At 39.1% G+C, this 26,544-nt stretch carries 29 protein-coding genes and 1 tRNA gene; 19 read left to right on the top strand and 11 right to left on the bottom strand.

From position 1 onward, the window contains the following. The first annotated feature begins 68 nt into the window (after positions 1 to 68). Positions 69 to 884 carry a PhzF family phenazine biosynthesis protein gene (locus EHO65_RS09965; RefSeq protein WP_135773950.1) on the top strand — a complete coding sequence of 272 codons (816 nt, stop codon included), beginning with the start codon at positions 69 to 71 and terminating at the stop codon, positions 882 to 884. Positions 885 to 889: 5 nt separating this feature from the next. On the opposite strand, the gene EHO65_RS09970 is transcribed toward EHO65_RS09965, so the two are convergent. Further along, positions 890 to 1,540, bottom strand: a complete 651-nt coding sequence (locus EHO65_RS09970; RefSeq protein ID WP_135773951.1) for a TetR/AcrR family transcriptional regulator — start codon at positions 1,538 to 1,540, stop codon at positions 890 to 892. Positions 1,541 to 1,661: 121 nt separating this feature from the next. Between EHO65_RS09970 and EHO65_RS09975 the strand changes: the two genes are divergently transcribed. From EHO65_RS09975 to EHO65_RS09985, 3 genes are read left to right on the top strand one after another with little or no spacing between them, the layout of a single operon-like run. Further along, positions 1,662 to 2,087: an ABA4-like family protein gene (locus tag EHO65_RS09975; protein WP_135773952.1), complete on the top strand. Its 426-nt coding sequence runs from the start codon at positions 1,662 to 1,664 to the stop codon at positions 2,085 to 2,087. Further along, positions 2,074 to 2,883: a hypothetical protein gene (locus EHO65_RS09980; protein WP_135773953.1), complete on the top strand. Its 810-nt coding sequence runs from the start codon at positions 2,074 to 2,076 to the stop codon at positions 2,881 to 2,883. Before EHO65_RS09975 ends, EHO65_RS09980 begins: the two co-directional genes overlap by 14 nt. A gap of 42 nt (positions 2,884 to 2,925) precedes the next feature. Then, positions 2,926 to 3,252: a YnfA family protein gene (locus EHO65_RS09985; protein WP_135773954.1), complete on the top strand. Its 327-nt coding sequence runs from the start codon at positions 2,926 to 2,928 to the stop codon at positions 3,250 to 3,252. 21 nt (positions 3,253 to 3,273) lie between these two features. Here EHO65_RS09985 and EHO65_RS19910 read toward each other — a convergent pair whose 3' ends face one another. Beyond that, entirely contained in the window at positions 3,274 to 3,612 is a 339-nt protein-coding gene (locus tag EHO65_RS19910; protein ID WP_167482022.1) for a hypothetical protein, read from the bottom strand. Further along, positions 3,609 to 5,141 (bottom strand): carboxypeptidase M32, encoded by a 1,533-nt coding sequence (locus tag EHO65_RS09990; protein ID WP_167482027.1) that lies wholly within the window; start codon positions 5,139 to 5,141, stop codon positions 3,609 to 3,611. Before EHO65_RS09990 ends, EHO65_RS19910 begins: the two co-directional genes overlap by 4 nt. A 64-nt stretch (positions 5,142 to 5,205) precedes the next feature. Between EHO65_RS09990 and EHO65_RS09995 the strand changes: the two genes are divergently transcribed. After that, positions 5,206 to 5,277 (top strand) — tRNA-Gly (locus EHO65_RS09995). Positions 5,278 to 5,334: 57 nt separating this feature from the next. Here the strand turns inward: EHO65_RS09995 and EHO65_RS10000 are convergent. Then, positions 5,335 to 5,478: a zinc permease gene (locus EHO65_RS10000; protein WP_135773955.1), complete on the bottom strand. Its 144-nt coding sequence runs from the start codon at positions 5,476 to 5,478 to the stop codon at positions 5,335 to 5,337. A 78-nt stretch (positions 5,479 to 5,556) separates the two neighbouring features. Here EHO65_RS10000 and EHO65_RS10005 point away from each other — a divergent pair, with 78 nt between their 5' ends. After that, entirely contained in the window at positions 5,557 to 6,177 is a 621-nt protein-coding gene (locus EHO65_RS10005; protein ID WP_135773956.1) for a DUF6935 domain-containing protein, read from the top strand. Between the two features lie 90 nt (positions 6,178 to 6,267). Further along, positions 6,268 to 7,101: an endo alpha-1,4 polygalactosaminidase gene (locus EHO65_RS10010; RefSeq protein WP_135773957.1), complete on the top strand. Its 834-nt coding sequence runs from the start codon at positions 6,268 to 6,270 to the stop codon at positions 7,099 to 7,101. Here the strand turns inward: EHO65_RS10010 and EHO65_RS10015 are convergent. Further along, positions 7,098 to 8,891, bottom strand: coding sequence for a monovalent cation:proton antiporter-2 (CPA2) family protein (locus EHO65_RS10015; RefSeq protein WP_135773958.1), 1,794 nt, complete (start codon positions 8,889 to 8,891; stop codon positions 7,098 to 7,100). The two genes, EHO65_RS10010 and EHO65_RS10015, sit on opposite strands and share 4 nt — an antisense overlap. Before the next feature lie 224 nt (positions 8,892 to 9,115). Here EHO65_RS10015 and EHO65_RS10020 point away from each other — a divergent pair, with 224 nt between their 5' ends. Beyond that, the gene (locus EHO65_RS10020) at positions 9,116 to 10,420 is read left to right on the top strand and encodes a porin (RefSeq protein WP_135773959.1); all 1,305 of its coding nucleotides are present in this window, start codon (positions 9,116 to 9,118) and stop codon (positions 10,418 to 10,420) included. Here EHO65_RS10020 and EHO65_RS10025 read toward each other — a convergent pair. Then, on the bottom strand, positions 10,410 to 10,769 hold the full coding sequence (locus tag EHO65_RS10025; RefSeq protein ID WP_135773960.1) for a hypothetical protein: 360 nt from the start codon (positions 10,767 to 10,769) through the stop codon (positions 10,410 to 10,412). The two genes, EHO65_RS10020 and EHO65_RS10025, sit on opposite strands and share 11 nt — an antisense overlap. 208 nt (positions 10,770 to 10,977) lie before the next feature. On the opposite strand from EHO65_RS10025, the gene EHO65_RS10030 reads away from it, so the two are divergent. The 3 genes from EHO65_RS10030 to EHO65_RS10040 all read left to right on the top strand — a co-directional run bounded on the left by EHO65_RS10030 (position 10,978) and on the right by EHO65_RS10040 (position 12,341). Further along, positions 10,978 to 11,463, top strand: a complete 486-nt coding sequence (locus tag EHO65_RS10030) for a glutathione peroxidase (RefSeq protein WP_086447482.1) — start codon at positions 10,978 to 10,980, stop codon at positions 11,461 to 11,463. Next, a complete protein-coding gene (locus EHO65_RS10035; RefSeq protein WP_135773961.1) occupies positions 11,460 to 11,909 on the top strand; it encodes a MarR family winged helix-turn-helix transcriptional regulator in 450 nt (149 codons plus the stop codon). The genes EHO65_RS10030 and EHO65_RS10035 overlap by 4 nt, the downstream gene beginning before the upstream one ends. Before the next feature lie 69 nt (positions 11,910 to 11,978). Continuing rightward, entirely contained in the window at positions 11,979 to 12,341 is a 363-nt protein-coding gene (locus tag EHO65_RS10040; RefSeq protein ID WP_135614497.1) for an LIC13410 family lipoprotein, read from the top strand. Between the two features lie 59 nt (positions 12,342 to 12,400). On the opposite strand, the gene EHO65_RS10045 is transcribed toward EHO65_RS10040, so the two are convergent. Then, positions 12,401 to 13,171, bottom strand: coding sequence for an LIC13411 family adhesin (locus EHO65_RS10045; protein ID WP_208744060.1), 771 nt, complete (start codon positions 13,169 to 13,171; stop codon positions 12,401 to 12,403). Positions 13,172 to 13,332: 161 nt separating this feature from the next. Between EHO65_RS10045 and EHO65_RS10050 the strand changes: the two genes are divergently transcribed. Then, positions 13,333 to 15,753 carry a 1-acyl-sn-glycerol-3-phosphate acyltransferase gene (locus tag EHO65_RS10050; RefSeq protein ID WP_135773963.1) on the top strand — a complete coding sequence of 807 codons (2,421 nt, stop codon included), beginning with the start codon at positions 13,333 to 13,335 and terminating at the stop codon, positions 15,751 to 15,753. A gap of 14 nt (positions 15,754 to 15,767) precedes the next feature. Here the strand turns inward: EHO65_RS10050 and purT are convergent, their stop codons facing one another. Continuing rightward, complete coding sequence (gene purT, locus EHO65_RS10055) at positions 15,768 to 16,931, bottom strand: formate-dependent phosphoribosylglycinamide formyltransferase (protein ID WP_135773964.1); 1,164 nt, start codon at positions 16,929 to 16,931, stop codon at positions 15,768 to 15,770. A gap of 95 nt (positions 16,932 to 17,026) precedes the next feature. Beyond that, positions 17,027 to 18,136, bottom strand: coding sequence for a FecR family protein (locus EHO65_RS10060; protein WP_135773965.1), 1,110 nt, complete (start codon positions 18,134 to 18,136; stop codon positions 17,027 to 17,029). A 159-nt stretch (positions 18,137 to 18,295) separates the two neighbouring features. Here EHO65_RS10060 and EHO65_RS10065 point away from each other — a divergent pair, with 159 nt between their 5' ends. After that, positions 18,296 to 19,012, top strand: a complete 717-nt coding sequence (locus EHO65_RS10065) for a hypothetical protein (protein WP_135773966.1) — start codon at positions 18,296 to 18,298, stop codon at positions 19,010 to 19,012. A 4-nt stretch (positions 19,013 to 19,016) separates the two neighbouring features. Here the strand turns inward: EHO65_RS10065 and EHO65_RS10070 are convergent, their stop codons facing one another. After that, a complete protein-coding gene (locus EHO65_RS10070) occupies positions 19,017 to 19,949 on the bottom strand; it encodes a glycosyl hydrolase family 18 protein (RefSeq protein WP_135773967.1) in 933 nt (310 codons plus the stop codon). 115 nt (positions 19,950 to 20,064) lie between these two features. Between EHO65_RS10070 and EHO65_RS10075 the strand changes: the two genes are divergently transcribed. Genes EHO65_RS10075 through EHO65_RS10100 form a run of 6 tightly spaced genes read left to right on the top strand, consistent with a single transcriptional unit; the run spans position 20,065 to position 25,435 of the window. Further along, a complete protein-coding gene (locus tag EHO65_RS10075; protein WP_135774492.1) occupies positions 20,065 to 20,961 on the top strand; it encodes a fructosamine kinase family protein in 897 nt (298 codons plus the stop codon). Between the two features lie 60 nt (positions 20,962 to 21,021). After that, complete coding sequence (locus EHO65_RS10080; protein ID WP_425269338.1) at positions 21,022 to 21,717, top strand: TetR/AcrR family transcriptional regulator; 696 nt, start codon at positions 21,022 to 21,024, stop codon at positions 21,715 to 21,717. After that, on the top strand, positions 21,714 to 22,376 hold the full coding sequence (locus EHO65_RS10085) for a rhomboid family intramembrane serine protease (protein WP_135773968.1): 663 nt from the start codon (positions 21,714 to 21,716) through the stop codon (positions 22,374 to 22,376). The genes EHO65_RS10080 and EHO65_RS10085 overlap by 4 nt, the downstream gene beginning before the upstream one ends. Then, positions 22,377 to 23,900: an alcohol dehydrogenase catalytic domain-containing protein gene (locus EHO65_RS10090; protein ID WP_135773969.1), complete on the top strand. Its 1,524-nt coding sequence runs from the start codon at positions 22,377 to 22,379 to the stop codon at positions 23,898 to 23,900. A gap of 30 nt (positions 23,901 to 23,930) precedes the next feature. Continuing rightward, on the top strand, positions 23,931 to 24,398 hold the full coding sequence (locus EHO65_RS10095) for an NUDIX hydrolase (protein WP_135773970.1): 468 nt from the start codon (positions 23,931 to 23,933) through the stop codon (positions 24,396 to 24,398). Beyond that, positions 24,395 to 25,435, top strand: coding sequence for a hypothetical protein (locus EHO65_RS10100; RefSeq protein ID WP_135773971.1), 1,041 nt, complete (start codon positions 24,395 to 24,397; stop codon positions 25,433 to 25,435). Before EHO65_RS10095 ends, EHO65_RS10100 begins: the two co-directional genes overlap by 4 nt. 4 nt (positions 25,436 to 25,439) lie before the next feature. Here the strand turns inward: EHO65_RS10100 and EHO65_RS10105 are convergent, their stop codons facing one another. Further along, positions 25,440 to 26,540, bottom strand: a complete 1,101-nt coding sequence (locus tag EHO65_RS10105) for a hypothetical protein (RefSeq protein ID WP_135773972.1) — start codon at positions 26,538 to 26,540, stop codon at positions 25,440 to 25,442. Between the last annotated feature and the right edge of the window lie 4 nt (positions 26,541 to 26,544).

Here is a 26,544-nt window from a genome sequence, read left to right on the forward strand (position 1 = left end):
TCTTTTGTCTAAAAACAGTTAAACTGATCTCGTTTAAGAATTTTGAAATTATACCTTCGGAGAAATAAATGAAAACCGAATATACGATTTTCCAAATCGATGCATTTACAGATTCCTTATTCAAAGGAAATCCTGCAGCAGTTGTTCCCTGGGAAGGAGAATGGCTACCGGACCTAAAACTCATCGAGTTAGCATCGGAGAATAATTTATCAGAGACTGCATTCTTTCGACCCAGAAAAGAAAAAGGAGAATATGATCTGAGATGGTTTACTCCCGGTGTAGAAGTCGATCTTTGCGGTCATGCAACTTTAGCTACTGCATTTGCGATCTACGAAGTGTTGGAAAATAAATCGGATGTTTCTTCTTTAAAATTCCATACTAAGAGCGGGCTCTTGGAAGTGTTTCGGGAGAATGGAAAATACTATTTGGATTTTCCTGCGAGGCCTCCTGTAAAGACCGAATATTCTCCGAATGATGTGGCTTCTTGTTTTAATATAAAAGCAAAAGAGATTTTAAAAGCTCGAGATATCCTATTCGTTTTTGAAAAAGAATCGGATGTGCGAAATTTAATTCCGAATCATGAAGCTCTGAAAAATCTTCCATTCTTTGCCGCGATTGTGACTGCGCCCGCAGACAGTGGGAAGTCCTACGATTTTGTTTCCAGATTTTTCGCTCCTGCCAAAGGAGTTCCAGAAGATCCAGTGACCGGTTCTTCTCATTGTACATTGATCCCCTATTGGTCGGAAAAATTTGGGAAGAAGGAACTGAATGCCTACCAAGCTTCTGCAAGAGGGGGACATTTGGTTTGCGAGGACAGAGAAGAAAGAGTTCGCATCGGAGGAAACTGCAAACTTTATATGAAGGGAACCTTTTATTTAGAGTAGAAGTTTTACTTGTAAGATTTATTCTTCAGACCTGAATCCAAAATTTGTAATACCTTCTCTGCAGCTTGCAAAGCGTTATTCTTATCAATTTGTAATACAGGATTATTCAGTTGGCATTCGTTGAGCAGAACTGAATAACCATGAACCAAGGACCAGGCAGCGGTTGCTATTTCTCTTGCTTCGAATTTATTGATCTTTTGAGATTCACAAATAAGAACTGTTTCCCAAAGTTTTAAAAAAGAATTTTTACCTGCCTTCGTTAGATCTTCTAAGTCACCCACTGGTCCAAGATCTATATGCCACATTGCTCTATAATAACCAACATTTTCCAAACAAAAAGAAATATAAGCAATGCCAAGTCTTCTCAATCGATCGAATGGATCAGATGGAGAAGAAGCATTCTCCGCTTTAGTAAATTCTTCAGTGATCTTTATAAATCCATCTTTTGAAATTTCTGCGAGAAGGTCCCTATGAGAAGGGAAATGTCTATAAGCAGCGGCATGACTGACTCCTGCTTCTCTTGCGATCTCCCTAATCGTAAACGCTGAATCTTTACTTATTTCTAGACGTTTTAGGGCCAGTGTTTTTAGGGTCTCCGCCAGATTCCCATGGTGATAAGAACCTTCCGGTTTTTTCATTTTTTTCTTTGCGGGCATAAAAAATTTCCTAAAAAATGTTGACGTTGGTAACATTTGGTGTTACCAATAGTAACATTCTCGGACCAATAATAGATTTTTCAAGTAAATCCCGGATCAGATCGGGAAATTAAGAGGTTTTATGACTCCAGAACTAACATTTAAACTGGCCAGCAATTTTGCGATTATAGGCTGGCTATTACTCGCTGGTCTTCCAAATGCCAGAGTAACCAAATTATTGATAAGGAACGGGGTTTGGCCTTTGATCCTTTCCGGATTGTATTTGTTGATACTTGCATTATATGCAAGAGGAGGATTCGATTTCGGATCTCTGGAAGGTGTGACCAAACTTTTCGCTAATCCTTGGGTATTGCTCGCAGGATGGGTTCACTATCTTGCATTCGACTTATTTGTCGGAATTTGGGAAACGAAAGAAGCAGAAGTTTTAGGGATTTCCAGATGGATACTCATCCCTTGTTTGTTTTTCACGTTGATGTTCGGACCAATCGGTTATCTATTATTTCAGATCGTTCGTTGGAGAAAAGGAGGAAGCCATGCAAGCATCTAATATCATATATCCGAATCATTCTCAGTCGGAAGGTTTTTTCTATTCTTTAAGAAAGAATAGAAGCCTAAGTTTTTATACTGGGTTGGTATCTTTACTTTTAATACCAGTCTATCTTCTTCTTTCCCAACTCGATCCAAGGACCGTTATGGGAATCAACACTTGGATCAAACCAATCAAGTTTGCAGTTTCGATTGGGATCTTTCTTTGGACAATGGCCTGGTTTTTGGATCAGCTTAACGATTTTCCTGTTTTTAGAGATAGAATGGAGAAGTATTTCGTGATCGCTCTCTCGGTAGAGTTAATACTGATCACTTTTCAAGCGGGTAGAGGTGTACAATCCCACTTTAATAATTCTACCATTCTAAATTCGGTGATCTATGGGATTATGGGGCTTTTTATTTTTCCTATGATGGTAGTGCCAATCTTAATGGATCGGAAATTTAAACTTTTAAGTTCAAAATTTGATCCTAGGATTTTGATCTCGATTAGATTTTCTCTTTGGATATTAGCGATCGCTTCTATCATTGGGTTTATTATATCTCAAAGGCTCGCTCATGCTGTAGGAGTTCCAGATGGTGGCCCCGGATTGCCTCTTGTAAATTGGAGCAAGAACGGCGGAGATATTCGTATTGCACATTTTGTCGGAATTCATGCTTTGCAAGTTCTACCTTTGTTTGCTTTCTTAGCAATTAAACAAAGTTGGAATTCTTTAAGTGTTAGAATTGTATCTATAGGTTATGCAATCCTAGTAGGAGCAGTTTTTGTAAATGCGATGTTTAGTCGTCCTTTAATCTAAGATACTACGGATCCGAACCTATCGTCTAAAAAGGAAATCATAATGGAATATTTTAAATCAGTATTGATCTTTCTGTTCGCAGGTCTCTGCGAGATAGGCGGTGGGTATCTTGTATGGCTTTGGTACAAAGAATCCAAATCAGTAATCTATCTGATTGCGGGGGGATTGATCTTGGCCTTGTATGGAGTAGTTGCCGCTTTACAATCTTCTTCCTTTGGAAGAGTGTATGCTACCTACGGTGGATTTTTTATCGTAATGTCTTTGCTTTGGGCTTGGAAGATGGATGGATTCCAACCGGATAGATACGATATTATCGGATCCTTGATAGCGCTCTTCGGAGTTGCAGTGATCTATTATACTCCTAGATAAAAGATCTTTAAAATAGAAGAACTAACCTCTTTCTGTTCCGAAATAAAATTTTCCTTGTTTGCGGATCAGGTTCCTTTGGATCAATCCATCGGCAATGATGAGTAGGCCTTGAGCTGCCGCATGTTTCTTTTCGTCCGGAACATCATTTTGTTTGGACATTAATTCGTGAACGAAAGCTCTACGTTTTGCATCCATAACTCCTAACATGGAACCGCAAACTTTTTTATCTCCCACTAAGAATGCAAGAGCCAAGGTTTGAGGAGGAGTTTCATTGCATAAATAAAACAATGCGAGATTATCAAAGAAGGATAATTCTTCGAAGGACTTTAGAGTTAATTCTTCCTTATCTTCTCCGCTCATATTGACTCCTGTTCTTTGATCTTAGAATCCAGATATTCCACTAAGTATTTGGAATTCGGCTCTTCTCCGGTTGCTTGTCGGATCAGTTCCTTTGCTTCCAAACTTCTACCCTTACTGTGAACATGTTTTCTAAGCCAATTAAGGAGAGAAGAAGTTTCTCTGTTTTTCAATTCATCCTTAAACTTGGGATTCTGTTTCAAGAAGGCAGAATAGAGTTGGGCCGCGTAAATATTTCCCAAAGAGTAAGTAGGAAAATAACCGAAGGCTCCTCCGCTCCAATGAACATCCTGTAAAAAACCTTTAGAGTCGTCCGGAACAACCACACCTAATAAAGATTTCATTCCATCTTTCCATGCGCCTGAAAGATCTTTTAATAAAAGTTCCTTTTTGAAGATCGCTCTTTCGATCTGGAATCTTAGGATCACATGTAGATTATAAGTGATCTGGTCTGCTTCTACTCGGATCAAAGATGGATTGGATTTATTCACAAAAGAATAAAGTTTAGAAAAAGGAAGAGAAGATTCTGAAATACCTAAGTTCTTCAGAAATAATGGATAGATCCCTTCCCAAAATTCTTTGGATCTTCCCACCTGATTTTCCCAAAGGCGGCTCTGGGATTCGTGAACACCTAAAGAAACAGAATCTTTTAAAGGAGAGGGACCTCCTACAATCAAAGAGATCCCCGCTTCATACAAAGCGTGACCAGTTTCATGCAAAACCGAATACACGGAAGAAAGAGGGTCGGATTTTTCATAACGAGTGGTGATCCTTTTGTCAAAAGAACCTAAAGAAGTGGAGAACGGATGAGCACTTGAATCTAAACGAAATCCAGACTCAGGCAAACCTAAAAGAACAGGAAGACTTGTATTAAAAGGAATTTGTGACTCGATCGGAAAACTTCCCTGAAAAGGAAAGCTTGCATCTTTTGCCTTTGCAATCAAAGGTACTAAAGATTTTCTAAGATCTGCAAATAGAATTTCTAAATCTGCTGCTTTTGCTTCCGGTTCATATTCATCTAAAAGAGCGTCATACGCTTCCGTAGAATAACCGAAATAGTCGGCCTTTTGAAAAACTAGATCTACTATCTTTTGCAAAACAGGAAAGAAAGAAGAAGCATCATTCTTCTTTCTTGCATCTACCCAAATAGAATGAGCCTGGCTTGTGACTTTGGAAAATTCTTCCACCCAAGAGATGGGTAAACAAGAAGAACGATCCAGATCTTTGAATAATAAATATAGCTCTCTTTCTCTAAGTGATTTGCCTGGAAGATCGTTGCGGGAATTTTCTTCCCTGGCTTTCTCCGCTAAACTACGAAATGAATCACCGATAAAAGATTTATGAGCCAACCCGGAAAGAAAACTAAGTTGGTCACCTCTTTCAGCTAAACCATCACTTGGGATGCCGATTTCCATATCCCAATGCAATACACTTCCAATGTTTCTAAGATGATAAATATTACGAAATTCATCCCGATAGGCTTTGAACGCCGGAAGGATATTTTCCCAATTTTGAAGCTCGGATTCCCACATACTTAAAAAACATTCTTTTCGATTGACATCTCGCCCACCAACCAAAAACTGACTTTTGTCTATCGCGGGCATGGTGTAATGGCTAGCACCGTAGCCTTCCAAGCTTCTAGTGAGGGTTCGAGTCCCTCTGCCCGCAAAAATTTCCCTTTTCAATCAAAACAAAATTGCGTAGAGGTCGAGTCAACCTTTCACCTCACCCAAAGATCGTATCTAAATACATCATAAACACAAACCCAAAGATTAGCGTCAAAGCAGAGAAGTCGTGGAATCCTTTCTTATGAGTTTCCGGAATGATCTCGCCTACTATGATAAACAACATAGAATTTCTAAATCTCATTTTGTCAGAAAGTTTTTTCTGGACTTGTTTTTACTTCGTGTTTAAATCTGACCTCATTCTTTGTATTGGTGGAGAATTATGGATCGAATTCTAAAATACGTTTCTATTCTTTTGATTTTATTGTTTGCAGTGACTTTGTCTGCTCAAAACGAAACCTATACTGTAACTGCAAATTCTTGGCCTGCTGATTTTTCTTCTTTCGAATCATTTAGAGATACGAATGCAAGTACTTCTCAAGGAGCGGTTATCGTTCTTTTGGCTGCGCTTTCTATTTATTCCAAAAATGCGGAAGAAGGTAAGAAGGCGTTAATCATCTGTCTTGATGCTAACTCTCTCATCTCGGATACTTCTCCCAACGGATACAAAGGTTTCAATATCAATCGGAATACCATCGATTTAGTGAAAAGACAGTTGGAACAACATCCTTATTTGATCGGTTCTTATCTTCCTGGTTCTTCTTTCCAAAACGGTTATAAACCTTCTAACCCTCCGTACAATTTTACACTAACTTCGAATAGATTCAGTGGAACAGAGGAGTCTGGACAGAAGAAATTATTTCTTCCTTCTTCCGGAGCTGATACTCCGAGGCCTGTGACTGTAAAAAGAAATGCTAAAGGTGTATGGAAGGCTTCGGAGTTCTCCAGTTTATTGGTAGGTATTAAAAAGCCTGCGACTTCTAATCCAGCGGATGATCTTTGATCATTTTTCATATTTCTGATCTTAAATTCTGGAAGTAATTTCAGGGATCTTATCCTCTAATCGTTATAGCTGGGACTTCCGGTTATAACGATGTTCTCTTTTCGGACTTTTTCTTTCGTACTTCTGGCCTTCTCCCTTTCTTTGAGCTCTTGCAAACATCATTCGAATGGAGAAAGAGATTCTATTTTATTATTTCTTTTAACTAGAGTTTGGATCCCTTCTCCTGGGACTACTTTCCAAATCCAATTTTCAGATACCTTAGATGAATCTGTGGATGCACAAGTATTCGATATAGATTCAGATCTCACTGATTCCGATCCGACAGTGATCCAAAGATTACATGCTGCCGGTAAAAAGGTGATTTGTTATATAGATGTGGGTTCTTATGAAAACTATAGATCGGATGCTTCTAAATTCCCGCCGGAAATATTAGGAAATGTTTATAGTGGTTATCCAGACGAACAATGGTTGGATATAAGGCGTATTGATCTTTTGAATCCGATATTTTCCGCAAGATTTGATAAGGCGAAAGCAAAAGGTTGTGATGCAATCGATCCTGACAACCTAGACGGATATCAAAACGATACCGGTTTTCCATTGAGTGCAGATGACCAGATCAGATTTAATCGCTGGGTCAGCGACTTAGCACATTTTAGAGGAATGTCAGTAGGTTTGAAAAATGATCCGGATCAAATTCCATATTTGATCCGAAACTTTGATTGGGCTATTACTGAAAGTTGTTACGACGGCGGCTGGTGCAATTTAGAAGAAGCATTTCCAAATAAAGGTTCTGCAGTTTTTCAGATAGAATATGTGGAAAATGGAACGACCAAGAACGATTTCTGTTCTCAGTCGATCTCTCTTCGTTTATCCGGTTTTTTGAAAAATCAAAGTTTGGATGCTTATCGGGATCCTTGTCCTTAAGAAGCTTCCTTTTGAAGCATATCCGCAGCAAAAGCTTCTTCTAATTGACGAACCGCATTTTTGGAATAAGCAATGAGTTCTTTTTCGTTATGTCTGAGTTTGAATTGGTCTTCGACCATTTTCTCATCATAGTCTCTGAACTTTTGGATGAAGTATTTTACTTCCGAAGGTAAAAATCCCAGATCTTTTAAAGTTTCTTCTGCAAGCTCTAAAGAAGAAGCAAATGTGTCTCTTCGTATCGTTTCAATCCCCAGTTCCATCAGATCGAAGAAGTGGGATCTGTTTCTTGCTCTTGCGATAATTCTTAAGTTCGGGAAATTCTCCTTAGCCATCTTTGCGATCTTTACGGATAACTCTGCATCTTGGATTGCAAGTACAAGTATCTCTGCATGAGCCGCTCCTGCTGCAGTTAAAAGATCTAATCTACTTGCATCTCCATAGTAGATCTTATGACCGAATTTTCTGGCTGCATTTACTTGATCTGCATTATGTTCTAATGCAGTGAATCTTATTTTATGGAGATATAACATCCTGGAAATGATTTGTCCTACCCTTCCAAAACCTGCGATGATTACGCGGTTCTTTTCGTAAATAGGATCGGCCGGTCTTTCTTCTTCTTCGTGTAAATAAGGATCTATTACTTTTTCCTTAATAATTCCTACAAAAGGAGTGAGTATCATAGAAGCAGTAACGATTACTATAGAATAATCGGTGATCTCTTTAGAAAGAACACTTAATTGGGCAGCTACATTCAGGATCACGAATGCAAATTCTCCGCCTTGGGAGATGCTAACTGCAAGATTGGAAGAAGAATCTGAAGTAAGTTTCGCTAGCTTTCCTAAAACAAAAAGGACAATCCCTTTCACTGACATTAGTCCGAATGCAAGGCCGAAGATCAAGAACGGATGATTGATCAGAATTTCCAAATTCATGGACATTCCAACAGCAAGGAAGAATAGACCTAATAATAATCCTTTAAAAGGTTCTAGGTTTGCTTCTAACTCATGTCTGTATTCGGAATCTGCGAGCAACACACCACCTAAGAAAGAACCGAGTGCCATGGATAAGCCTACCTTCTCCATTGCGAAAGAGACTCCTAACACTAACACCAGAGAAAGTGCTACGAAAATTTCATGATTTCCGGTAGCAGCTATCATTCTGAAAAGAGGCCTCATTAAAAAACGTCCGCTCAAGATTACCAAAAGGATTGCTGCAATTGCAGTTCCTAATTTATAAAAATTGAATCCATTATGAGCGCTTTGACCGGGCTCCAAAGCAGCCAAAGGAAGAATTGCCATCACAGGGATTACCGCTAAATCCTGGAAGAGAAGGATTGCAAATGCGGATCTTCCATAAGAAGTATTGAGTTGGTTTTTTTCAGCCAAAGACTGAAGAGCAAACGCAGTGGAAGAAAGTGATAAACTCACTCCTAAAATAATCGAAGAAATGAATCCCAATTGAAACAGATATCCGATCAATCCACCTAGCAAAAGTGAGGAAACTGCAACTTGGAACAATCCCATTCCAAAAACCGGTTTTCTGAGCACCCAAAGTGTCTGGGGTCTGAGTTCCAACCCGATCAAAAAAAGAAGAAGGACTACACCGAATTCTGCAAAATGCATGATCTCGGTTCCGCCGGTCACAAGTCGGATCCCATGAGGTCCGATCAGAATTCCTCCGACGACATAACCTATGATCGAACCGATCCCTAATTTTTTAAACACGGGAACACATAGAACGGCTGTGCTAAGTAATATAATGGCAGTAACCAGTAGACTTTTCTCTTCCATCAATGCTCTTCCTTTCGGTCTGGATTAATTTTCATTAGACATTTTACGGATAGGTAATAAAACCACTTTTCCTAAGTATGATTCTTGTTCTCAAACTGGAAAACGCTATAATTATTTTGGATTTATATAAGGAAAAAGCGGTTTCTTCATTAGATTCGCGTTAAGAAACATCTTTCGATTAAAAATGAGTAGATGATAGATAATTCTAAAAAAATCAAAAATTTATGATTCGCAAATTCAGATTTTCCAAATTTATATTTCTACTCTGCGTTTATTCATTTTCGGGAACGCTTTTTTCAGAAGATTTAAAGACCCAAGAGACATTGGATAAACCCAAAGACAAGATTGCCCAAAGTAAGGACGAGAATCTAAAGGTTGATGCACAAGATTCTTCGGAAACAAAACAAGAAGAGGAGGTCGGCCTTAAAAAAGAAGAACTGAATCTTAAAAAGAAAAACGATATGGTGATCCCGATCCAATTCGGTTTTTTCATCGATGGTTATTATAATGCCAGTTTGAATCGCCCCGATTCCAAAGAATTATCTTATACCACTCAAGCAACTCGTACGAACGAATACAATATCAACCTAGCTTATCTGGATGCAAAAGTAGATACCGATAAGTATAGAGGAAGATTCGCAGTCCAATACGGCACATCGGTTGTCGCAAATTATTCGGGAGAAGGGACCACAGGTAAAACTTCTAATGAAACTTCGATCCGAAACATGCAAGAAGCGTACGGTGGAGTTCGATTAGGAAAATCCACGTGGCTGGATGCTGGAATTTATTTCGGGCATCTAGGATACGAATCTTGGATCTCACATGACAACTTTGTGTATACGCGAGCATTCTCACTGGACTACGTACCTTATTACGTTTCCGGAGCAAGATTGAGCGGTAAGATCACCGATAAACTTTCTTACCAACTTCATTTGAATAATGGATACCAAGTAGTTTCGGACAATAATAAAGATGTCTCCGGAGGTTTCCGATTGGAATGGAATCCTCTTCATAACCTGATGTTCCGTTGGAATACTTTTATAGGAAATGAACAACCAACTACTACTCCGAAAGAAACCAGATATTATAATAATTTTATCGCAGAATGGAAACTGTCACAACGACTTATATTAGCTTCTTCTTTTGATGTGGCTTATCAGGAAAGAGCAAGCAGAGAAGATTTGGTCTATACTCCGGAAGGTCCGATCTATTTACGTCGAGATGGAACAGCTTTTAGACAGACCTATGTAGGAAATTTATGGTTTGCATATCGATTCTTACCTGATTGGAGAATTGGTGTTCGATTAGAAAGATATCTGGATAGAGAGCAGATGATCGTGGTCACTAACACGAAAGACGGCTTTCAGACCAGCGGTGCGACTGCGACATTAGATTATCATCCGGACCCTGCGATTTTGGTGAGATTCACTTACCAATACAGAAGATCAATGGATTCCATTTATCCTCATGAGAATAATACGTCCAAGCTAGATCGTATGTTCATCTTTTCTCTTTCTCTTAAGATTTAAATCGATCCGACAAAATTATTGGGAGAAGTTTTTTCCCGGAAATACCGGGAGGAGATAGAAGAATATTCTTACCTATTTTAGAATTTACACTGGAGCCGATTGCAATCCGATTTCTTTCGCAAACATCTAAGCACGAAACTTCCAGAACTTTAATACCGCGGATTCCTTCTGACCGAAGAGCATCTTTTAATTCAGATTTCAGACGGGTTTTTCTGCCGTTTGTTTCTCCGTTGATTTTCATCGCACATTTACTACATACGAAAATTGCCTCTTCCCAATCTGCAGAAATAGATTCTACATTTTGTATCTGGCTTTCTTCTCTTCCTTGAAATAAAGAAATTAAATTCATTTTGTTTCCTCTTAGATCATGTTGGAGGAAGAGCCGGATCCTTGGATTTATTTCGCATCTTTTTACTAAAATTCGATTTTTACAGTTAGACTCCGGTCTTAAAAATTTTCGTTTTTTCATTGTATACTTTTAGAATTTTTCTAAAAAAGATTGAACAAAATTAAATTGTATGCAATCTATTTACTACGTAACTAGGAGGTGCCCACCTGTGGCCCAGAATTTATACGAACTAACCGCTACTTTAAACAACGGATCGGAAAAGAAATTACAAGATTATAAGGGAAAGGTCCTATTGATCGTCAATACCGCTAGTCAATGCGGATTTACTCCTCAATACAAAGGACTTCAGGAAATGTACGATAAGTACAAAGGAAAAGGTCTGGAAATATTAGGATTCCCTTGCGACCAATTCGGTCACCAGGAGCCAGGAAGCGACGCAGAGATCCAAAGCTTCTGCCAAGTAAACTTCGGTGTGAATTTTCCTCTTTTCAAAAAGATAGAAGTAAACGGAGACGGAACTCATCCTGTTTACCAATATCTCAAAAAACAAGCACCTGGGCTTTTAGGAAAATCCATTAAATGGAATTTTACTAAATTCTTGATCGATAAACAAGGGAATGTGATCAAAAGATTCGCTCCAATGACTCCTCCGGAAAAACTGGATAAACAGATCGAGGAACTTCTTTCAAAGTGAATTACGAATCCTTAAAGTTAGAGAAACAGATCTGTTTCCCACTTTACGCTTCTTCCAGGGCGGTGACTGCTTTATACAGACCGCTTTTGGAGGAATTTGATATTACTTATCCTCAATATCTTGTTCTTCTTGTCCTTTGGGAAACGGATAGAATCCCTCTAAAAGAAATAGGGGAAAAATTATTTCTGGATTCTGGGACCCTAACTCCTCTTCTCAAAAAAATGGAATCTTCCGGCCTTTTGACAAGAGATAGATCCGACCAAGACGAACGTTCTCTTGTGGTTAGCCTAACCACAAAAGGAAAAAAATTGCAAAAAAAAGCGGTTTGTATTCCGGAACGATTGTTGGAAGAATCAGGTCTTACTGCCGAAAAGGTACAAGGCCTGAAACGAGATCTGGACGACCTTCTTATTATCCTAGAACAAAAATTAAGAAATTCGGCGTGACAAATCCGTTTTATCGAAAACTATAGAGCCGCTTTTTTTAAATAAAGCGCTCGCGCTAAGGAGTTAAGAATGAAACGTCAATTATCCGCAATATCATTTGCTGCGGTACTTATATTCGGAGCTTGTTCTTCCGATCAAAAAAAATCAGAAGCTGCTTACGTTCCGAATTCTGATATTCGTGTTGTAGAAGCGAATATGGTTAAAGAGGGAGATAAAAGAATTAAAGCAGAAGCTGTTTTAGGAACTCCTACTTTCGAAGAGAACACCCAAGACGGATCCGTTTTAGAATGGTATTTTGAATCCACTACTTATCAAAAGAATTCTTACAAAACTCTGGCAGAAAAACCTTCCAGAATAGATGACAGCACTAAGTATATCAAAGTGATCGTAGATAAAAAAGGTGTGATCAAAAAATACGAATACAAACTGTAATTCGAATATAGATTAACATCTACAAGAAGGGCCGCAATTTACAGCGGCCTTTTTTATTTTTAGATATCGTCTTCCATTAGATCGATTCCGGCAAATCCCAAGAGAAAGTCTAAAAATTCCCCAAAATTAAATCCTAATCTTATTCCATATCGAATGGAAATATACAATTCCACTTCGAATAAAAATGCGGAAGGATAGTCGTCTTTATTTTTAGGATTTTGGGCTAAGAATGTTTGGATCGCCTCGTTCCTTTTGTGGGGATCTAAACTTTCTAAATATTTTCGAAAGAATGCTTCTTTTTTGGCCTTTCTTCTTTCAGAGACTGGATTATTATAAAAACGTAAATATCTGATTTCGTAACTTTTAGAATTTAATCTTTCGTCGGAAAGTTCAGGAGTTGGATTTGGGTCCTGCTCTGATTCAGGGTTTTCCGGGAGTAATAGAAAGTTATCACCTGTTTGTGAATTCTGTTCAGGCTTTTTTGTTTCTTCTTTTTTAGGAGTTTCGCTAGGAGGCAAGGAGTGAAACTTCTCCCCTCCTAAAAATCCAAAGATCAATTGTTGGGATCTATAAGGCCCGTAAGTTCCACCTCTTAATCCGTAACCGGTTCCTAAGTCTCTTTTGCCGGGCTCAGATTCCCCACCTTGAAAAACAAACCCGGTTGCAAGAGGTCCAATACGAACCCCGATCCCATAACCAGGAGATTCGATCCCTGCGGTGAAAACGTCTCCAAGATCTTTTTTTCTGTGAGACCAGTAAGTTGAACAATCGATCACTACAAATCCCAAAAGAAAAATACAGAAAAAATGTATGATGAGTCTTTTTTTCATTTCGGGAAATAGTCTGAATTTAGTCGCCAAGATTAGCTTTCCGCTAAGCTCTCCGTTTCATCAGGAAAGGCAATCGTAAAAGTGGAGAAATTTTATTGGTTTTCTTCCTCTAGTCTTATTGAAAAGTATCCCGTTAGAAAAATTAAAATTGGAATGAATAGATGAACGAATTGGAAGAAACGCGAGTCCGTCATAAAAACATCGCCGTCTTCGGAGGCGGGCCGATGGGAGTTCATCTTTCCGTATCATTAGCCGAAAGAGCCGACAGACTTTTTCTTTGGTACTTTGATAAGAAGAAGGCGGATCGTCTTCAAAAAGATAGATCCGCAGAATTGTTGGAAGAATTTGTTCCCCTTGCTGACAATATTATTGTTACAAACGATTTCGATTTTTTATCACAAGGTTCTTGGATAATCGTTATCGCAGTTCCTTCCCGACAAAAGGAAAACGTGATCGATAGGATTTCTTCTTATCTTTCTGAACAAGAAGAACATACGATTATTTCTTTTACCAAAGGTTTAGTTTCTACTTCTACTCGTAGAAAGACAAATGCAGTCACTTTCTCTGACTATGTAATCAAAGTCAGGGAGATGAAAGAAAATCTGAACATGGAGTATGTAGCCGTGGCAGGGCCGAACCTTCTTTCAGAGATGGCTAAAGGAAAGCATAGCTTCTTCTCGATTGCATCCACAGGTGAAAGAGCTTCCGAGGTCATGGAAGATCTTTTTTCAGGTCCCAGAAATCATATTAAAACTTTTGAAGATATCAGAACCTTAGAATTATTCGGTGTGATGAAAAATCCGATCGCGATCGCGTGCGGGCTTGTGAATGGAATTCCTGAATGTGGATCCAATTTTGAAGGTGAGCTGATCAGCTTAGGTTTTTCAGAAATATTAACTCTACTAAACGCGTTGGAACTTCCTGTAAAACCTGCGATGGAATTCGGGTTAGCAGATCTGATCACTACCGCAACTTCCAGATCCAGTCGGAACAGAGCTTATGGACAAAGATTTATTCGTAAATTGATCTCTGGAGAAGACTCTCCGAATCTACTTGAAAGAATTGAGTTATTCTTAAATCCAAAAGAATTTATCCAAAAAGAAATGAGCCAGAGCGAAACACATGTTGAAGGGGCCTATGCACTTTCTACCATTCTGGATCTGGCAGAAGAGAAGAAGGTGGAACTCCCACTTTTTACTACGCTCTTCGAAGTTCTTACTAGAAAAGTTTCTCCTACGGAGATGATCCGATTCGTTTCCAAATCTACTAGCGATGATATCAGAAATATTTCCAGAACAGCTCGCAAAAGATTCGGTCTGTCATTAGCCTCCGGGAAGGAATTCCAACAAGCCTTAAGAAGAAGGGTGCTTCGACATGTTCATTCTCAACCTGGATTATCGGACCGGATCTTAAAGCAGTCCGGACTCCAGGTTAAGTCTTTAGAAAAAAGATATTCTGAAGCTGTGGAGACTGAAGCAGGAACGGATCTAATGCTTTTGCCAAGAGAGATTGAGTTATGGAAAGAAGCAGAAGTCGCGTACGAAAATGGAAAAAGCAGAAATCTAGAACGTTTGGTGGAGTTTTATGTTTCTGAAATTGCGGACGAATATAGTCCGCTTTTTAGAGAATCTCTTATTCATTTAGTTGCTCCTGCTCGTTTTGCGATTGGAGGTTTCAAACCTGGAGGAGGGCTTCCTAAGATCGGCGGAAATATAAAAGAGATCAAAGCTCTCGCTTCCAGATATGATATTTTATATACTCCAACTCATAGATCTCATTTGGATTCTATCGAAGTGGCTTTCGGTTTGAGATGGCTTGGGCTTCCCGTTCCAAGATATGCGGCGGATAAAAAAGTAATGGGAACTCCAGGGCTTGCCCGGGTTTTAAAATCCTTGGGCGCTTACATGGTGGATCGAAAGAGAAATCGAAACCTTCTCTACTTAGAATGTTTGACCCAATATTCTACAATGATGTTAGAAGCTGGAATTCCTACGTTGGTATATCCGGAAGGAACCAGATCTAGAACCGGCGGCATCATTCCGATCAAAACGGGAATTCTCTCTACATCTGTGGATGCATTTAAACATACGGGAAGTGAAGTGATCATAGTTCCTATCGTTCTTTCCTACGAGAACGTTCCGGAAGATGTGGAGTTTGCTGGAAAAGACACTCATCTTTCATTTAGGGATTTCTTATTCAAAAGAACAGAAGTGTATATGGATCTTTGTGAACCGATCCCTGTTTCCAGATATATTCAAGAAGATGATCCTACTCTTTCCATTTCTATGGAGATTTCCAGATCCTGGCAGGCTCACCATAAAATTCTTCCAAACCATATAGTTGCAAAACTTTTAATGGAAGCAGATGGAGAAATCAGTTCTTCCGATCTATCTAAGATGATCGAAGAAATGATCCTGACTAGAAAAGGAAATTATCTGACTAAGGATGTTTCTGAAATTTTAGACCGAGGGCTTAAGGTTCTAAATTCCAGAAAATTTATCAAAAAGGAAAACGGCCAGATCAAGGCATTAGAACCTGAACTTCTGCAATATTATGGAAACATGGTACCAGACCCGACCTAGTCGGGTCCGTTTTATTAATCTACTTTGATCTTAGATGCGATGAGAACCGCTCTTTTGCGAAGCATAGAAATGGATTCGTCTTTATCTGAATAAGTCAGGGCCACTCCCATTCTTCTGTATTTTTTAGTGATCGGTTTTCCGAAAATTCTAAGATCGGATTCAGGCATTTCACATGCTTTATCCAGTCCTTGTATATTCGGGACCTGTCCTTCTGTTTGAGCGAGAATAACAGCGCTTGCTCCTCTTCTTACCAAAAGAATTTCAGGAATAGGAAGACCTAAAACAGTTCTAGCATGTAACTCGAATTCATTAAAACTTTGAGTGCCAGCTAAGGTAACCATTCCAGTATCGTGAGGTCTCGGAGAAAGTTCCGAAAAATAAACATCATCTTTCGTAAGGAAAAATTCTACTCCCCAAATACCTGCGCCGCCTAATTCTTTAGTGACCTTCTCTCCCATTTCCTGAGCGGACTTAAGTTGCGAATCGCTGATCTCGGCAGGTTGCCAACTTTCTTGGTAATCTCCTCTTTCTTGTCTATGACCGATAGGAGGACAGAACAAGGTTCTTCCCGACTTTTGAGTGACGGTTAACAAAGTGATCTCGGATTCGAAAGAGATAAATTCTTCGACGATGATCTCGGAAGCACCCGTTCTTCCTTTGGTTTGAGAAGCGACCCAAGCAGGTTCAATATCTGCCTCGGTTTTAATTACGGACTGCCCTTTTCCGGAAGAAGACATCAAAGGTTTTACAACGCAAGGAATTCCAATAGTCGAAATTGCTTCTTTCAATCCTTCTAAGGTTGAGGCATATTTATACTTTGCTGTTTTTAAGCCTAAGGTTTGAGAAGCAAGATCTCTGATCGCTTTACGGTTCATTGTAAAGTTTGCGGCTTTAGCACTTGGAACTACTTGGTAACCTTGTTTTTCGTATTCGTAAAATCTTTCTGTTCGAATTGCTTCAATTTCCGGAACGATCAGATCCGGTTTATGTTTGGCAACGACTCTATCTAACGCGTCTCCATCCAACATATCGATGACTTCTTTTTCATGAGCGACCTGCATTGCGGGTGCTCCGTCATAACTATCGACTGTAATTACATATTGGCCTAATCTTTGGGCTGCGATTACGAATTCTTTTCCGAGCTCACCTGAGCCGAGCAGAAGTATTTTCTTTCTCATAGGTTCTTTTGAGAGAATTTCCGGAGAGGAAGGAGAATGGAAAGGAAAAAATAAGGACTTGGCCGATTTGCAGAATACAAACCGGCCTTATGAGTTTACTTTTTCTTTTTAGTGACCACGTCGAAGTTTTTGTATTGAATATACTCTACTTCGGAAATATTCAAACGGAAGATACCTTTGGTAGAGTGCACCAACATGATATTTCCTACCTGGGTCACCACTGCTCCATATAATATCGTTTTATCTAGTTTATGAATGGATTCTAAAACACTGTAATATTTTTTGATCTCTTCTTCAGAATCTAGTTTTTGAGAACCTGCAATTGACTCTACTTTATCCAGAGCAATATTCAGTTTTTCACTTTGGTCCTTCTCTATTTCTTTTGCTAAGGACTTACTGTCCAAGGTTCCAGAGATAAGATCTTCATCTACTTTTACTAGGGTTTCCAGATCAGCACTTTCTCTAGGATCTCTTTCGAATTTCCCTTTTTGGACAGTACGAACTAGATCAGTTCTGAAACTTTCAATACTTTGGGAGACTGCTGCATCATCTAATCGATTTAAAATGGTTTGAGCGAGTTGGTCGAATTCAGGTTTAACTTCTGCCTCTTCTTCCTCGGAGATTACGATCTCATTTTCTTCCAACAACTTTTGGAGTTTTTGGTAGTTTGGATTTTCTGCAATTTTATCCGCTTGGATTACCTGGCTGACGGGAGCCTTCAAGGTCATAGCGACCATTCCCTCGTATACTTTGATCTTAGGAAGTGTGCCTTGGACTACTTCAAAAGAGAATGCTGTTCCTCGAACGCCGGCGATCGCGGTAGGTGTGGAAATTTTGAACTGTTCCTTCTGGCTTAACTTATTCGTTTTTACAAGAAGAAGCCCTGTTCTAACTGCGAGGGAAGTTTCTTCCGAACCTTGTCCATGGAGAGAATCGATACTTAAATTTGTATAAGACTTTAAACGGATCACATGACCCAAACTTGTTTGTAGGTCCAAGGTCCCGCTATTTGTTTTGATGGTATCGTCTTTTTGTAAGACACTTCCTAAAGAAAGAGGGATAAGTTTTCCGTTTCTTTCCACTTCTACTTTTCCAGTCAGAAAAATGACCACTAAACCTGGCTTGGATTTAGAAACTTTTGAGCAGAAGTTTGAGGATCCGATGAATGTTACAATCAGTAACAGAAGAAAGAGTTTTCGATTCATTTGTTTATTCCGCCTGGAAATAAAATAGTTCCGATCTATTTAGAACGGATAAAATATATTTCCAATAATAAATAACAAACTGAAACTTACGTTTTTGCAAAAATTCTGAAAATTCCTTTTTATAGAATAGTTTGCTCCGGCTAAAGTGGTTTTATCCATATGTATAACTCGATTTTCGTCCTGATCTTTTTGTTTTTAGTATTTCCTCTTGCTTCTAACGATATAGGAAAAATCAGATTTAGCGGAACCGCAACCGATTTGGAAACCGGCAATTTGCTGTATAAGGATTTTCATGAGGAAACTTGGGAAAACGGCAAACACGTTAGTTCTATTATTATCTATAAGGATCCGGAAGGAAAAGTTTTCGCAAAGAAAAAGATCAATTTTCTGAAGAATAGAATTCTTCCAGAATTTCAATTGGAGGATTATAGAGACGGATATCTGGAAGGAGGAGTATTACAAGGCGCAACTTCGGTTAAATTATTTGCCCGCAAAAAACTCGAGGATATAATCCAAGAAAAGACCGTAGAGACTGGGAATTTATCCGCCCTAGACGGAGGTTTTGATTATTTCGTGATCGATCATTGGGAAGAACTACTATCCGGCAAAAAAATAAATTTTCACTTTTTAGTTCCGTCGGAAAGAGATAAGTTCCTTTTCTCTGTAGAAAAGACCAAAGAAGGGGATTATAAAGGTAAACCTGCCTTGTTCCTAAAACTGAAGATAGCGAGTGCTATTCTTTCCATGTTCGTAAAACCGATTGATTTAGTGTATGATATAGAATCCAAAAGAATTATGGAGTATAGGGGAACCAGTAATATTAACGATGAAAACGGTAAAAGTTATAAAGTAAAAATCGTTTACGGGCTTAGATAAAATTCTAAAACCCAAGTCTCCAAAATGCGAGCCCCTTTAACTTTACGTTTTTCGCATATTCTTCCCAGAGTTTTAGATCCAGGACAAGGCTACCTTCTCCTTTGTCAGTACTGATCAGATAAATTCCTTCTTTTTCTTTTCCGTATTGGATTACGAAGTTTCTGTCGGAGGATTGGGTCAGAAGTTTAGGACGTTTTACACCCTTCTTCCAATAATAACCGTAAAGAGGGAGACCTAACCAAATCTGTTCCGGTTTATATGTTTTAAGAAGATATTTTACATTTAGTTTTGCCCAATTAAATTCGGTCACCGGTCCCGGAGATGTTTTAATGGAATGCAGATCGTAAGCCATAAGCACAATTTCATCTGCGAGATTTTCTTTATAAATTTCAGAATGAAAACCGGATAGTTTAGGATCGAATCCTTCCGGAGGAAAAATTGCTAAAGTAAGAAGTTTACCTTTTTTCTTTAGGGCTGGTTGGAGTTCCAACAAGAGCTCTTTATAATGAGTAGAATATTCCAGGCCTAATCCTTCGAAATCCAAATGGATCCCTGAATAGAAAGAATGATTGTCCAAATAGAGTTCGAGATTTCGGACGAGAGTTTTTCTGAGTTGGGGAGAAGTTAGGACCTTCTTCCCTATCGCAAGGGAGCGAAAAGTAATGAGTGGGAACCATCGGATCTCATTCTTCTTTCCAATTATTTGAAGGGTAGAAGGTACCAAAGTCCCGGAAACTTCTCCATTAGCGCTGATATAATTCCCTGTAAAAGAAATGCTGGTCCCTGGTTTGAAAACCTTCTCCCAGTAAGCTAAGGGTTTAGAGCTTAGATCCTGGCTTATAGTATACTTCCAGACATTCTCCTGAGCCGATAAGGGACATAGGGAAATGCAAATGACGGAGGTAAAAATGGATCCGAGCCTTGAAAAGATCTTCATTTATCCGTCCTGTAATATTAAGGAAACCGATCCTTGATTTTTCTTCAATCCTGAAGGTTTGATCTCCGATTTTAAATACATAGCCAGGGTCGAAGAATTAGGCAGGATGCGAATGATGGCAATCACGAATACAGGAATGGGTGAATTGATCCGAGACGGATTAGATCGTCTTGGTATTTTATCCTCCTCTAAGAGGGCGGAGATCACCCTACATTCTACCAGCTTATTCGAACTATATAAAGTGAGATTGCCTGACGCTTCTCAACTTGCCATTAAGATCATTCCTAAAAAAGAAATGGCCGATACCGAAGCAGAAGGTTTGGAACAACTTTGTAGACTCGGAGTTCGAGTCCCGGAATATCTAGGAACTGTTCATCTCGGAAAAGTTTCACTTCTTGCAATGGAATTTGTACAAACAGGTTCTTCCGCCGGGTTTAGAGAAGACCTAATCGCCAGCTTAAAAAATTTATACAAAAACGAATTCGGTTCCTGGGGTTGGAAGAAGGATAACTTTATTGGTTCTCTGAATCAAGCCAACGGTTGGTTCTCTTCCTTTAGAGAATTTTATTGGGAAAGAAGATTAAAACCTCAGATAGAACTTGCACAAGTTCGAAAACTTCTGACAGACAAAGACTCATCCGCAATCAAGGGGATCTTTGATAAATTTTCTGAAGATTGGGGATTGGATCATGTAAAACCTAGAATGGTCCATGGAGATCTTTGGTCAGGAAACGTTTTGCAAGGTAAGAATGGTTTTGCATATTTGATAGATCCTTCCGTGGCTTATTCTCATCCGGAACAAGACCTTGCAATGTTGCAATTATTCGGAAGTCCTTTAAATCTGGAAGAGATGCAGGATATTCTGGCCACTGCAGGTTTGGATGATCCGGGTAATCTAAAGGATAGAATCCAATTCTGGCAGTTGTATCCGGTACTTGTGCATATCAATTTATTCGGAGCTTCTTACCTGACTAGCCTCCGGCACATTCTACGCTATTACGGCGTGAAATAGTTTTCTTGATAGAATCCAAGTTTTCTGTTCTTTAGTAAGAAACCGACTTAAATCCGGGGAATGTCTTTGCCCAAAATCGCAAAAAAGAAAGCGCCAATAGCTTCCAAACAAAAAGAGAAAAACTCTAAGCTAAATCTGAGAAAATCACCTTCTCAAAAAAGAGCTATAGAGAGGGTCGAGTATATCCTGGATATAGTCGCTGATCTTTTGGATGAGGTTGGAACAGAAGGTCTTACTACAAATCTGATTGCGCAAAGAGCTGGCATACCTATCGGTTCTTTATATCAATATTTTCCAAATAAACACGCCATCCTAAAAGCTGTCGGGCAAAGGCATTTGGAAAGAGTGAATTCGATGATATTGAATTTTCTGGAAACTTCTCCAAGCAAAACTGAATGGGAAAATCTTGTAGATAAACTCATAGATGCATTTGCTCAACTTTATAAATCCGAGCCCGGGTTTATACCGATGTGGTCGAATAAAAACTTAGATCCTGAACTTGTGATTATAGATAGAGAAAATAATAGGGCGATCGCCAACTTTATAGCGGAGTTATTTTTCGGAGTCATTCCTTGGATGAAGAAAAAAGAGGAAATGATGGTCATGTCCCGGATCATGGTAGAAGTATCCGATTCTGTTCTAAGCCGTTGGCTCCGAGAAAGACAAGATAGCGCACTTGCTGATGGGATCTTACAAGAGCTGAAAACAATGCTTAAAGCTTATATGAATTATTATATCCAGAGAGGATCTAAATGAAGGCCTTTCTATTCGAATTTCCTCTAACGGCTTTTATTGTAGCTCTGATCACCATTTCTCAAATTATTCTTACCGTATTTGTTCCGGAAGAAATTATAAACGCGTTCTTTATCAGTCGGCCTGGGGAATTTTATCCTTGGAAATGGATTGGAATGGTTTTCTTACATGCCGACTTCACCCATTTATTTTGGAATATGATCTTTCTATTTTTCTTAGGAAGGATCGTAGAATATAAAGTCGGCCAAGCAAAATGGCTACTTTTCTTTTTTATGGGCGCACTTGTTTCCGGCGGTTTGGATTCTTTCGTAAGAGGAATGATCTTGGGAGAAAACCAACCTGCTATTGGAGCCTCAGGTGCTGTGTCTGGATTGGCAGCCGTTGCCGCTTTACTTTCTCCTTTTTCAATTCGAGTTAGAAAGAGAAGTTATCCTTTTCCTGTTTTTGCAGTGGCTTGGCTTATGGTATATTCTGATATCACCAATTTATTTTCCAGGGATCAGGTGGCACATTGGGCTCATTTAGGTGGATTCATTTCTGTTGTATTCACTGCATATTTTTTAAATAATAAGATCAAACGAGAGCTACACACTGGATTTGCATTAAACTTAGTATTTGTCGTCTTACTCTTGATCTTAGGATTTTTTGTCGGGGCGAGATAATTGATAGAAGTTCAATTTACTGCTTACGAATACAATTCAAACGATTCTTTCTCCAATTCAGTTTATGAAATGAAAGGTTCGGAAGAATCTGGCTGGCAGATCTTGCGAAATTCTTCTCCTTATTTAGAACTTGGAAAAGGTTATAGACTTCTCAAAACGGAACTTTGTGGGATCTGCTCAACGGATTTAGACCGCAGATTTTTGCCTTTTCCACTTCCTCAGATCATTGGACACGAAGTAGTTGCATCCGATTATCTTACAGGTAAAAAATACGTATTAGAAATTAATGATACAGTAGTTTCCAGGGGAGAAGAAGCGGATCCTTTTTGCCAAGTTGGAATTCCAACACATAGCCCGACCAGAATGGTTTTGGGAATAGATCGTCTGCCTGGAGGATTCGGACCTTATATACTCGCACCCAAAGGAAACCTAGTCGAAACAAAACAACTAGGAGATATGGAAGCGGTTCTATTAGAGCCTTTCGCTGCCTCATTGCATGGTGTAGAAGTTTCTCTTCATAGGGCCGGATCGGATCTCAAAAAGATCGCAGTTTTAGGTCCAAGGCGTTTGGGCTCTTTAGTAATCGCTGCTTTAGATCTATATAGAAAGAGAAACAATTTAAACTATAAAATTGTTTCTTTCGTCCGACACCAAAACTTAGCGGATCTATCTTTGAGAATGGGAGCCGATCAAGTCTTATACTTTTCGAATTTGGGAGAGGAGAAAGTAGTAGAAGGGCTATTATTTGAGAGAAATGTAGGAGTTCCAACAATCGCATCTTGGTCCGATTACAAACATTCTTTCGATCTAGTATTTGATACTACCGGTTCAATTTCCGGATTAGAAACTAGCATTTATCTTACCTATAAAGAAATTCATAGAAAAACTACGAACGGCCAGGCTTCTCTTGGAATTACACATCTCACCGAGCTAGTGGTGGATGAGATTTCCGTTACAAATCTTAGATCTGGCTTTTTGGATTTGGTTTGGGGGATTTCAACAAGTACTCCCGCTTGGGTGTATGTTTCTTCTTCTGCTTCCTTAAACAAAAAAGAGAAAGAATTATTAGATGATCTGGAAAAGAAGGATCAGATTCGGATCTTTAAAGGTTCGATTGAAGAAGGTAATAAATTCCTAGAGTCTGTAAACTTTACAGGCGACCTACCTAGATTCGATTTTGCAATCCTAGATTCTTCTTCCGAGCTAGACTTAGTGATACGTCCAGATAAGAAGGAAGAAAAATCCTTGGTTCGGCCAAGAGGTTTTATTCTGATCTCCAAGTCTGCAGAGCGAGAATCCAATTTATTTTTAGATTGGATTACAGGCGGTGGAATTTTGAGCACAAGTAGATGTGGGGACTTTGTTCGGACAAGGGAGCTTCTTGTATCCGAGCCCGGATTTTTAAAATCTGTTTCTGAAAACTTGATCAGCAAAGAATTCGATTCCAGATCTATTCCGGAAGCGTACACAGACGCAAGAAAACCGGAGAATATAAAAGTGGTTGTCAGGCATAAAGCTTCCTGAGCGAGTATTTAGTGACTTGCGAGGATGGCTTTGAGCAAACACGGTTTTTTTCAAATCACACAAAAGGTTTTTTTGAGAAAAGGAAAGGAACTTCTCATTCTTAGAGACCGCAAATCCGGATTCGGGGATCTTCCCGGTGGAAGAATGAACGAGGACGAATTTTACGGAGACTGGTTGGAAAGTTTGTCCAGAGAGTTAAAAGAAGAAATGGGAGAATCTTGTGAGATCAAGATCCACCCTCGGCCTATCCTAATCCATAAACATAGAGTCAGTGATGGAAATCATCCATGCGTTATCGTAGCTTATCATGGAGAATTTGTATCGGGAGAGATTACTCTTTCCGACGAGCATGATTATATTGCTTGGGTAGATGCTGCCACTTACGATCCAAAACCTTTATTTTTCGAATACATGTTGGATGCTCTGCAATTATACCAAAAAGAATATGTTCCTCAGATACCTGATGGTAAATTAAATCCCAAAGGTTGGTTGGTATGAGCCCGTTCGTTAGGAATGCACTCGCTTCCTTAGTTTTAGTTCCGATTTTTGCATTTATCGGATGGCTTCTCTCTGGAGTTTCTTTAAGCGAAGAAGAATTCCAAAAAAGGATCTCTAAAAAAGAAACAAAATCCGTTTCTTTAGGTTGGGATAGAAGGTCAGGAAATTTACTCATAGTTCAGTTGGAATTCAAACCTGAATATTTTACTAGAGAAGACAGATTCAGGGCCTGGCTAGAAGAACCACTTGCTCTTGCAAAAGAGAAAGGCTGGCTCCAAAGTTCGACTGTCGTTGCATTTCCTCCGGAAATAGGGAATTACTTTTTCCTAATGGATTCCAGGAAGGAACTTTTGGATTCGGAGAATATTGACTCTGCTTGGAACTGGGCTTTATTCTTCCAAAGGATCTCTATTAAGAATTTCTCTCATGTATTGGATGGAGAAGCTGTTTCTTTTTCGATCGCACAAGATTCCAAAGAAAGATACGAAAGGATTTTCGGAGACCTGGCAAAGATGTATGGAGTCTCTATCTTAGCAGGATCCATTTGTTTACCTTCTCCTGAAGTGAAAGAAGGAAAACTTTCTATCAAACCTGGCGAGTGGCAAGAAAGAGCATACATATTCGATCCTTCCGGAAAATTTTTAGAAGGTTCTTTACTTAGGACTTCTTCCCAAAAATCAACAGACGCACAGGTTGTGGGTTCTGAAAAAGAAATTCTTCCCGAGGTCTGGGTAGCAAATCTTCCTTCTGGTAGATTAGGGATCTTATTCACAGAAGATCTAAAATCTCCCCAAATGGAAGAGATTGTTAAGAAAACTTATGTAAACAAATTGATCGGACTTGGTTCCCAAGAAGACGAAGGTAAGTTTAGAGAATGGATTAAAAATTCTTCTTTTGAATCCAGCGGACAAGTTCAGTTTTCCGGAAAAGTATGGGATCAAGAATTTCCGGCAAAAAGTTTTGCAAAGACTCGTTATGGTTCCCCTGAGCCGATAGAAGGCCAAAAAGGAAACCTGATTATTAATATCTTTTTCTAAAGAATTATTTGTCTCTTGCTTCTTCGTACAATTTGAGGATTCTCCAATCTTCTTCTGGAAACTCCAAATTTGTTAGATATAGTCCGCCTTTTTCATTCTCGCAAAGAACTTTGTTCTGATCCACAAGCCAGATCCTTTCACAAAGTAAAGGTAAAACCTGGCTTTTGCGAGAAGGTCCCCAAAGATGGACTTTGCCTGAATAATTAGAAACGAATTCATTCTTACCCGGAAGTTTCCAAGGATTGATTTCTTTTCTGCTGATCGTGAATAGTTTACTGCTAGAAGGTTTGCCTTTTCCGAATTGTAACCTTCTTAAATGAAGCCTGCCTATGGAGCCGCCTAGATAATATGCGGAGTCGCCGGTGCCATAATAGATCAATGGGCTGATGACTTCTTGGTCTATTTTTTCCACTGATTTCTTTTCCGGTTGGAAATAGTATAAATAATAAGAGCCTGCGTTTCCGGAGAAGAGCAAGAAATCTTTTCCGATCGGATAAAGATAGAATCTTGCTTTGAGTCCTGTAAAAGGTGGAACGATTTTTTCTTTAGAGACAATTAGTTTAGGAGTTCTTGGTTCTACTGTTTTTTCTTCATAGAGTTGGTTGTCTACGAAGTAGTAAATTTTGGAACCATCGTCTGAGATCCCACCTCTGTTCCTACAAGATATTTGTGCGCCTGATTCATACAGAAGATCATTATTTTTTAATGATATAGCAAACAAGCGGCAACCGTTTGTCATCGGATATTCTGCCAAAGCGAAGTTTGCGTTTAAGGAAACTGCAAGAGACGCAGGAACCTCATCTAAACTTTTAGAGCCATTAGATCCATCGCTTGCATCTCTCCAAATTAATTTACTATCTTCCAGATAAACTAATCTTTTTCGGTCGTAAGAGAGTTCGACTATTCTTGGGGTTTCGGGTTTTTCGGAAGAAAGAACTTCGTCGTCTGATTTAGGTTTTACCAGATAATCCTTTAGCATGCCGGAGGCTTTTTCATAACTTTGCTCTTCCAGTAACTCTTGGATCTCTTCTATTAAACTTTCCTGTTTACTTTTACAGTTCCAGGAAAGAAAAACCAGTAATAAGAAAGATAAGATTCTGAACATTCGA

It is taken from the genome of Leptospira andrefontaineae (assembly GCF_004770105.1).
GTDB lineage: Bacteria > Spirochaetota > Leptospiria > Leptospirales > Leptospiraceae > Leptospira_B > Leptospira_B andrefontaineae.

Coding starts and splice junctions, on each gene's coding strand:
- EHO65_RS09965 (WP_135773950.1), top strand. CDS start 69: ATGAAAACCGAATATACGATTTTCCAAATCGATGCATTTACAGATTCC.
- EHO65_RS09970 (WP_135773951.1), bottom strand. CDS start 1,540: ATGCCCGCAAAGAAAAAAATGAAAAAACCGGAAGGTTCTTATCACCAT.
- EHO65_RS09975 (WP_135773952.1), top strand. CDS start 1,662: ATGACTCCAGAACTAACATTTAAACTGGCCAGCAATTTTGCGATTATA.
- EHO65_RS09980 (WP_135773953.1), top strand. CDS start 2,074: ATGCAAGCATCTAATATCATATATCCGAATCATTCTCAGTCGGAAGGT.
- EHO65_RS09985 (WP_135773954.1), top strand. CDS start 2,926: ATGGAATATTTTAAATCAGTATTGATCTTTCTGTTCGCAGGTCTCTGC.
- EHO65_RS19910 (WP_167482022.1), bottom strand. CDS start 3,612: ATGAGCGGAGAAGATAAGGAAGAATTAACTCTAAAGTCCTTCGAAGAA.
- EHO65_RS09990 (WP_167482027.1), bottom strand. CDS start 5,141: ATGTGGGAATCCGAGCTTCAAAATTGGGAAAATATCCTTCCGGCGTTC.
- EHO65_RS10000 (WP_135773955.1), bottom strand. CDS start 5,478: ATGAGATTTAGAAATTCTATGTTGTTTATCATAGTAGGCGAGATCATT.
- EHO65_RS10005 (WP_135773956.1), top strand. CDS start 5,557: ATGGATCGAATTCTAAAATACGTTTCTATTCTTTTGATTTTATTGTTT.
- EHO65_RS10010 (WP_135773957.1), top strand. CDS start 6,268: ATGTTCTCTTTTCGGACTTTTTCTTTCGTACTTCTGGCCTTCTCCCTT.
- EHO65_RS10015 (WP_135773958.1), bottom strand. CDS start 8,891: ATGGAAGAGAAAAGTCTACTGGTTACTGCCATTATATTACTTAGCACA.
- EHO65_RS10020 (WP_135773959.1), top strand. CDS start 9,116: ATGATTCGCAAATTCAGATTTTCCAAATTTATATTTCTACTCTGCGTT.
- EHO65_RS10025 (WP_135773960.1), bottom strand. CDS start 10,769: ATGAATTTAATTTCTTTATTTCAAGGAAGAGAAGAAAGCCAGATACAA.
- EHO65_RS10040 (WP_135614497.1), top strand. CDS start 11,979: ATGAAACGTCAATTATCCGCAATATCATTTGCTGCGGTACTTATATTC.
- EHO65_RS10045 (WP_208744060.1), bottom strand. CDS start 13,171: ATGAAAAAAAGACTCATCATACATTTTTTCTGTATTTTTCTTTTGGGA.
- EHO65_RS10050 (WP_135773963.1), top strand. CDS start 13,333: ATGAACGAATTGGAAGAAACGCGAGTCCGTCATAAAAACATCGCCGTC.
- purT (WP_135773964.1), bottom strand. CDS start 16,931: ATGAGAAAGAAAATACTTCTGCTCGGCTCAGGTGAGCTCGGAAAAGAA.
- EHO65_RS10060 (WP_135773965.1), bottom strand. CDS start 18,136: ATGAATCGAAAACTCTTTCTTCTGTTACTGATTGTAACATTCATCGGA.
- EHO65_RS10065 (WP_135773966.1), top strand. CDS start 18,296: ATGTATAACTCGATTTTCGTCCTGATCTTTTTGTTTTTAGTATTTCCT.
- EHO65_RS10070 (WP_135773967.1), bottom strand. CDS start 19,949: ATGAAGATCTTTTCAAGGCTCGGATCCATTTTTACCTCCGTCATTTGC.
- EHO65_RS10075 (WP_135774492.1), top strand. CDS start 20,065: ATGGCAATCACGAATACAGGAATGGGTGAATTGATCCGAGACGGATTA.
- EHO65_RS10080 (WP_425269338.1), top strand. CDS start 21,022: ATGTCTTTGCCCAAAATCGCAAAAAAGAAAGCGCCAATAGCTTCCAAA.
- EHO65_RS10085 (WP_135773968.1), top strand. CDS start 21,714: ATGAAGGCCTTTCTATTCGAATTTCCTCTAACGGCTTTTATTGTAGCT.
- EHO65_RS10100 (WP_135773971.1), top strand. CDS start 24,395: ATGAGCCCGTTCGTTAGGAATGCACTCGCTTCCTTAGTTTTAGTTCCG.
- EHO65_RS10105 (WP_135773972.1), bottom strand. CDS start 26,540: ATGTTCAGAATCTTATCTTTCTTATTACTGGTTTTTCTTTCCTGGAAC.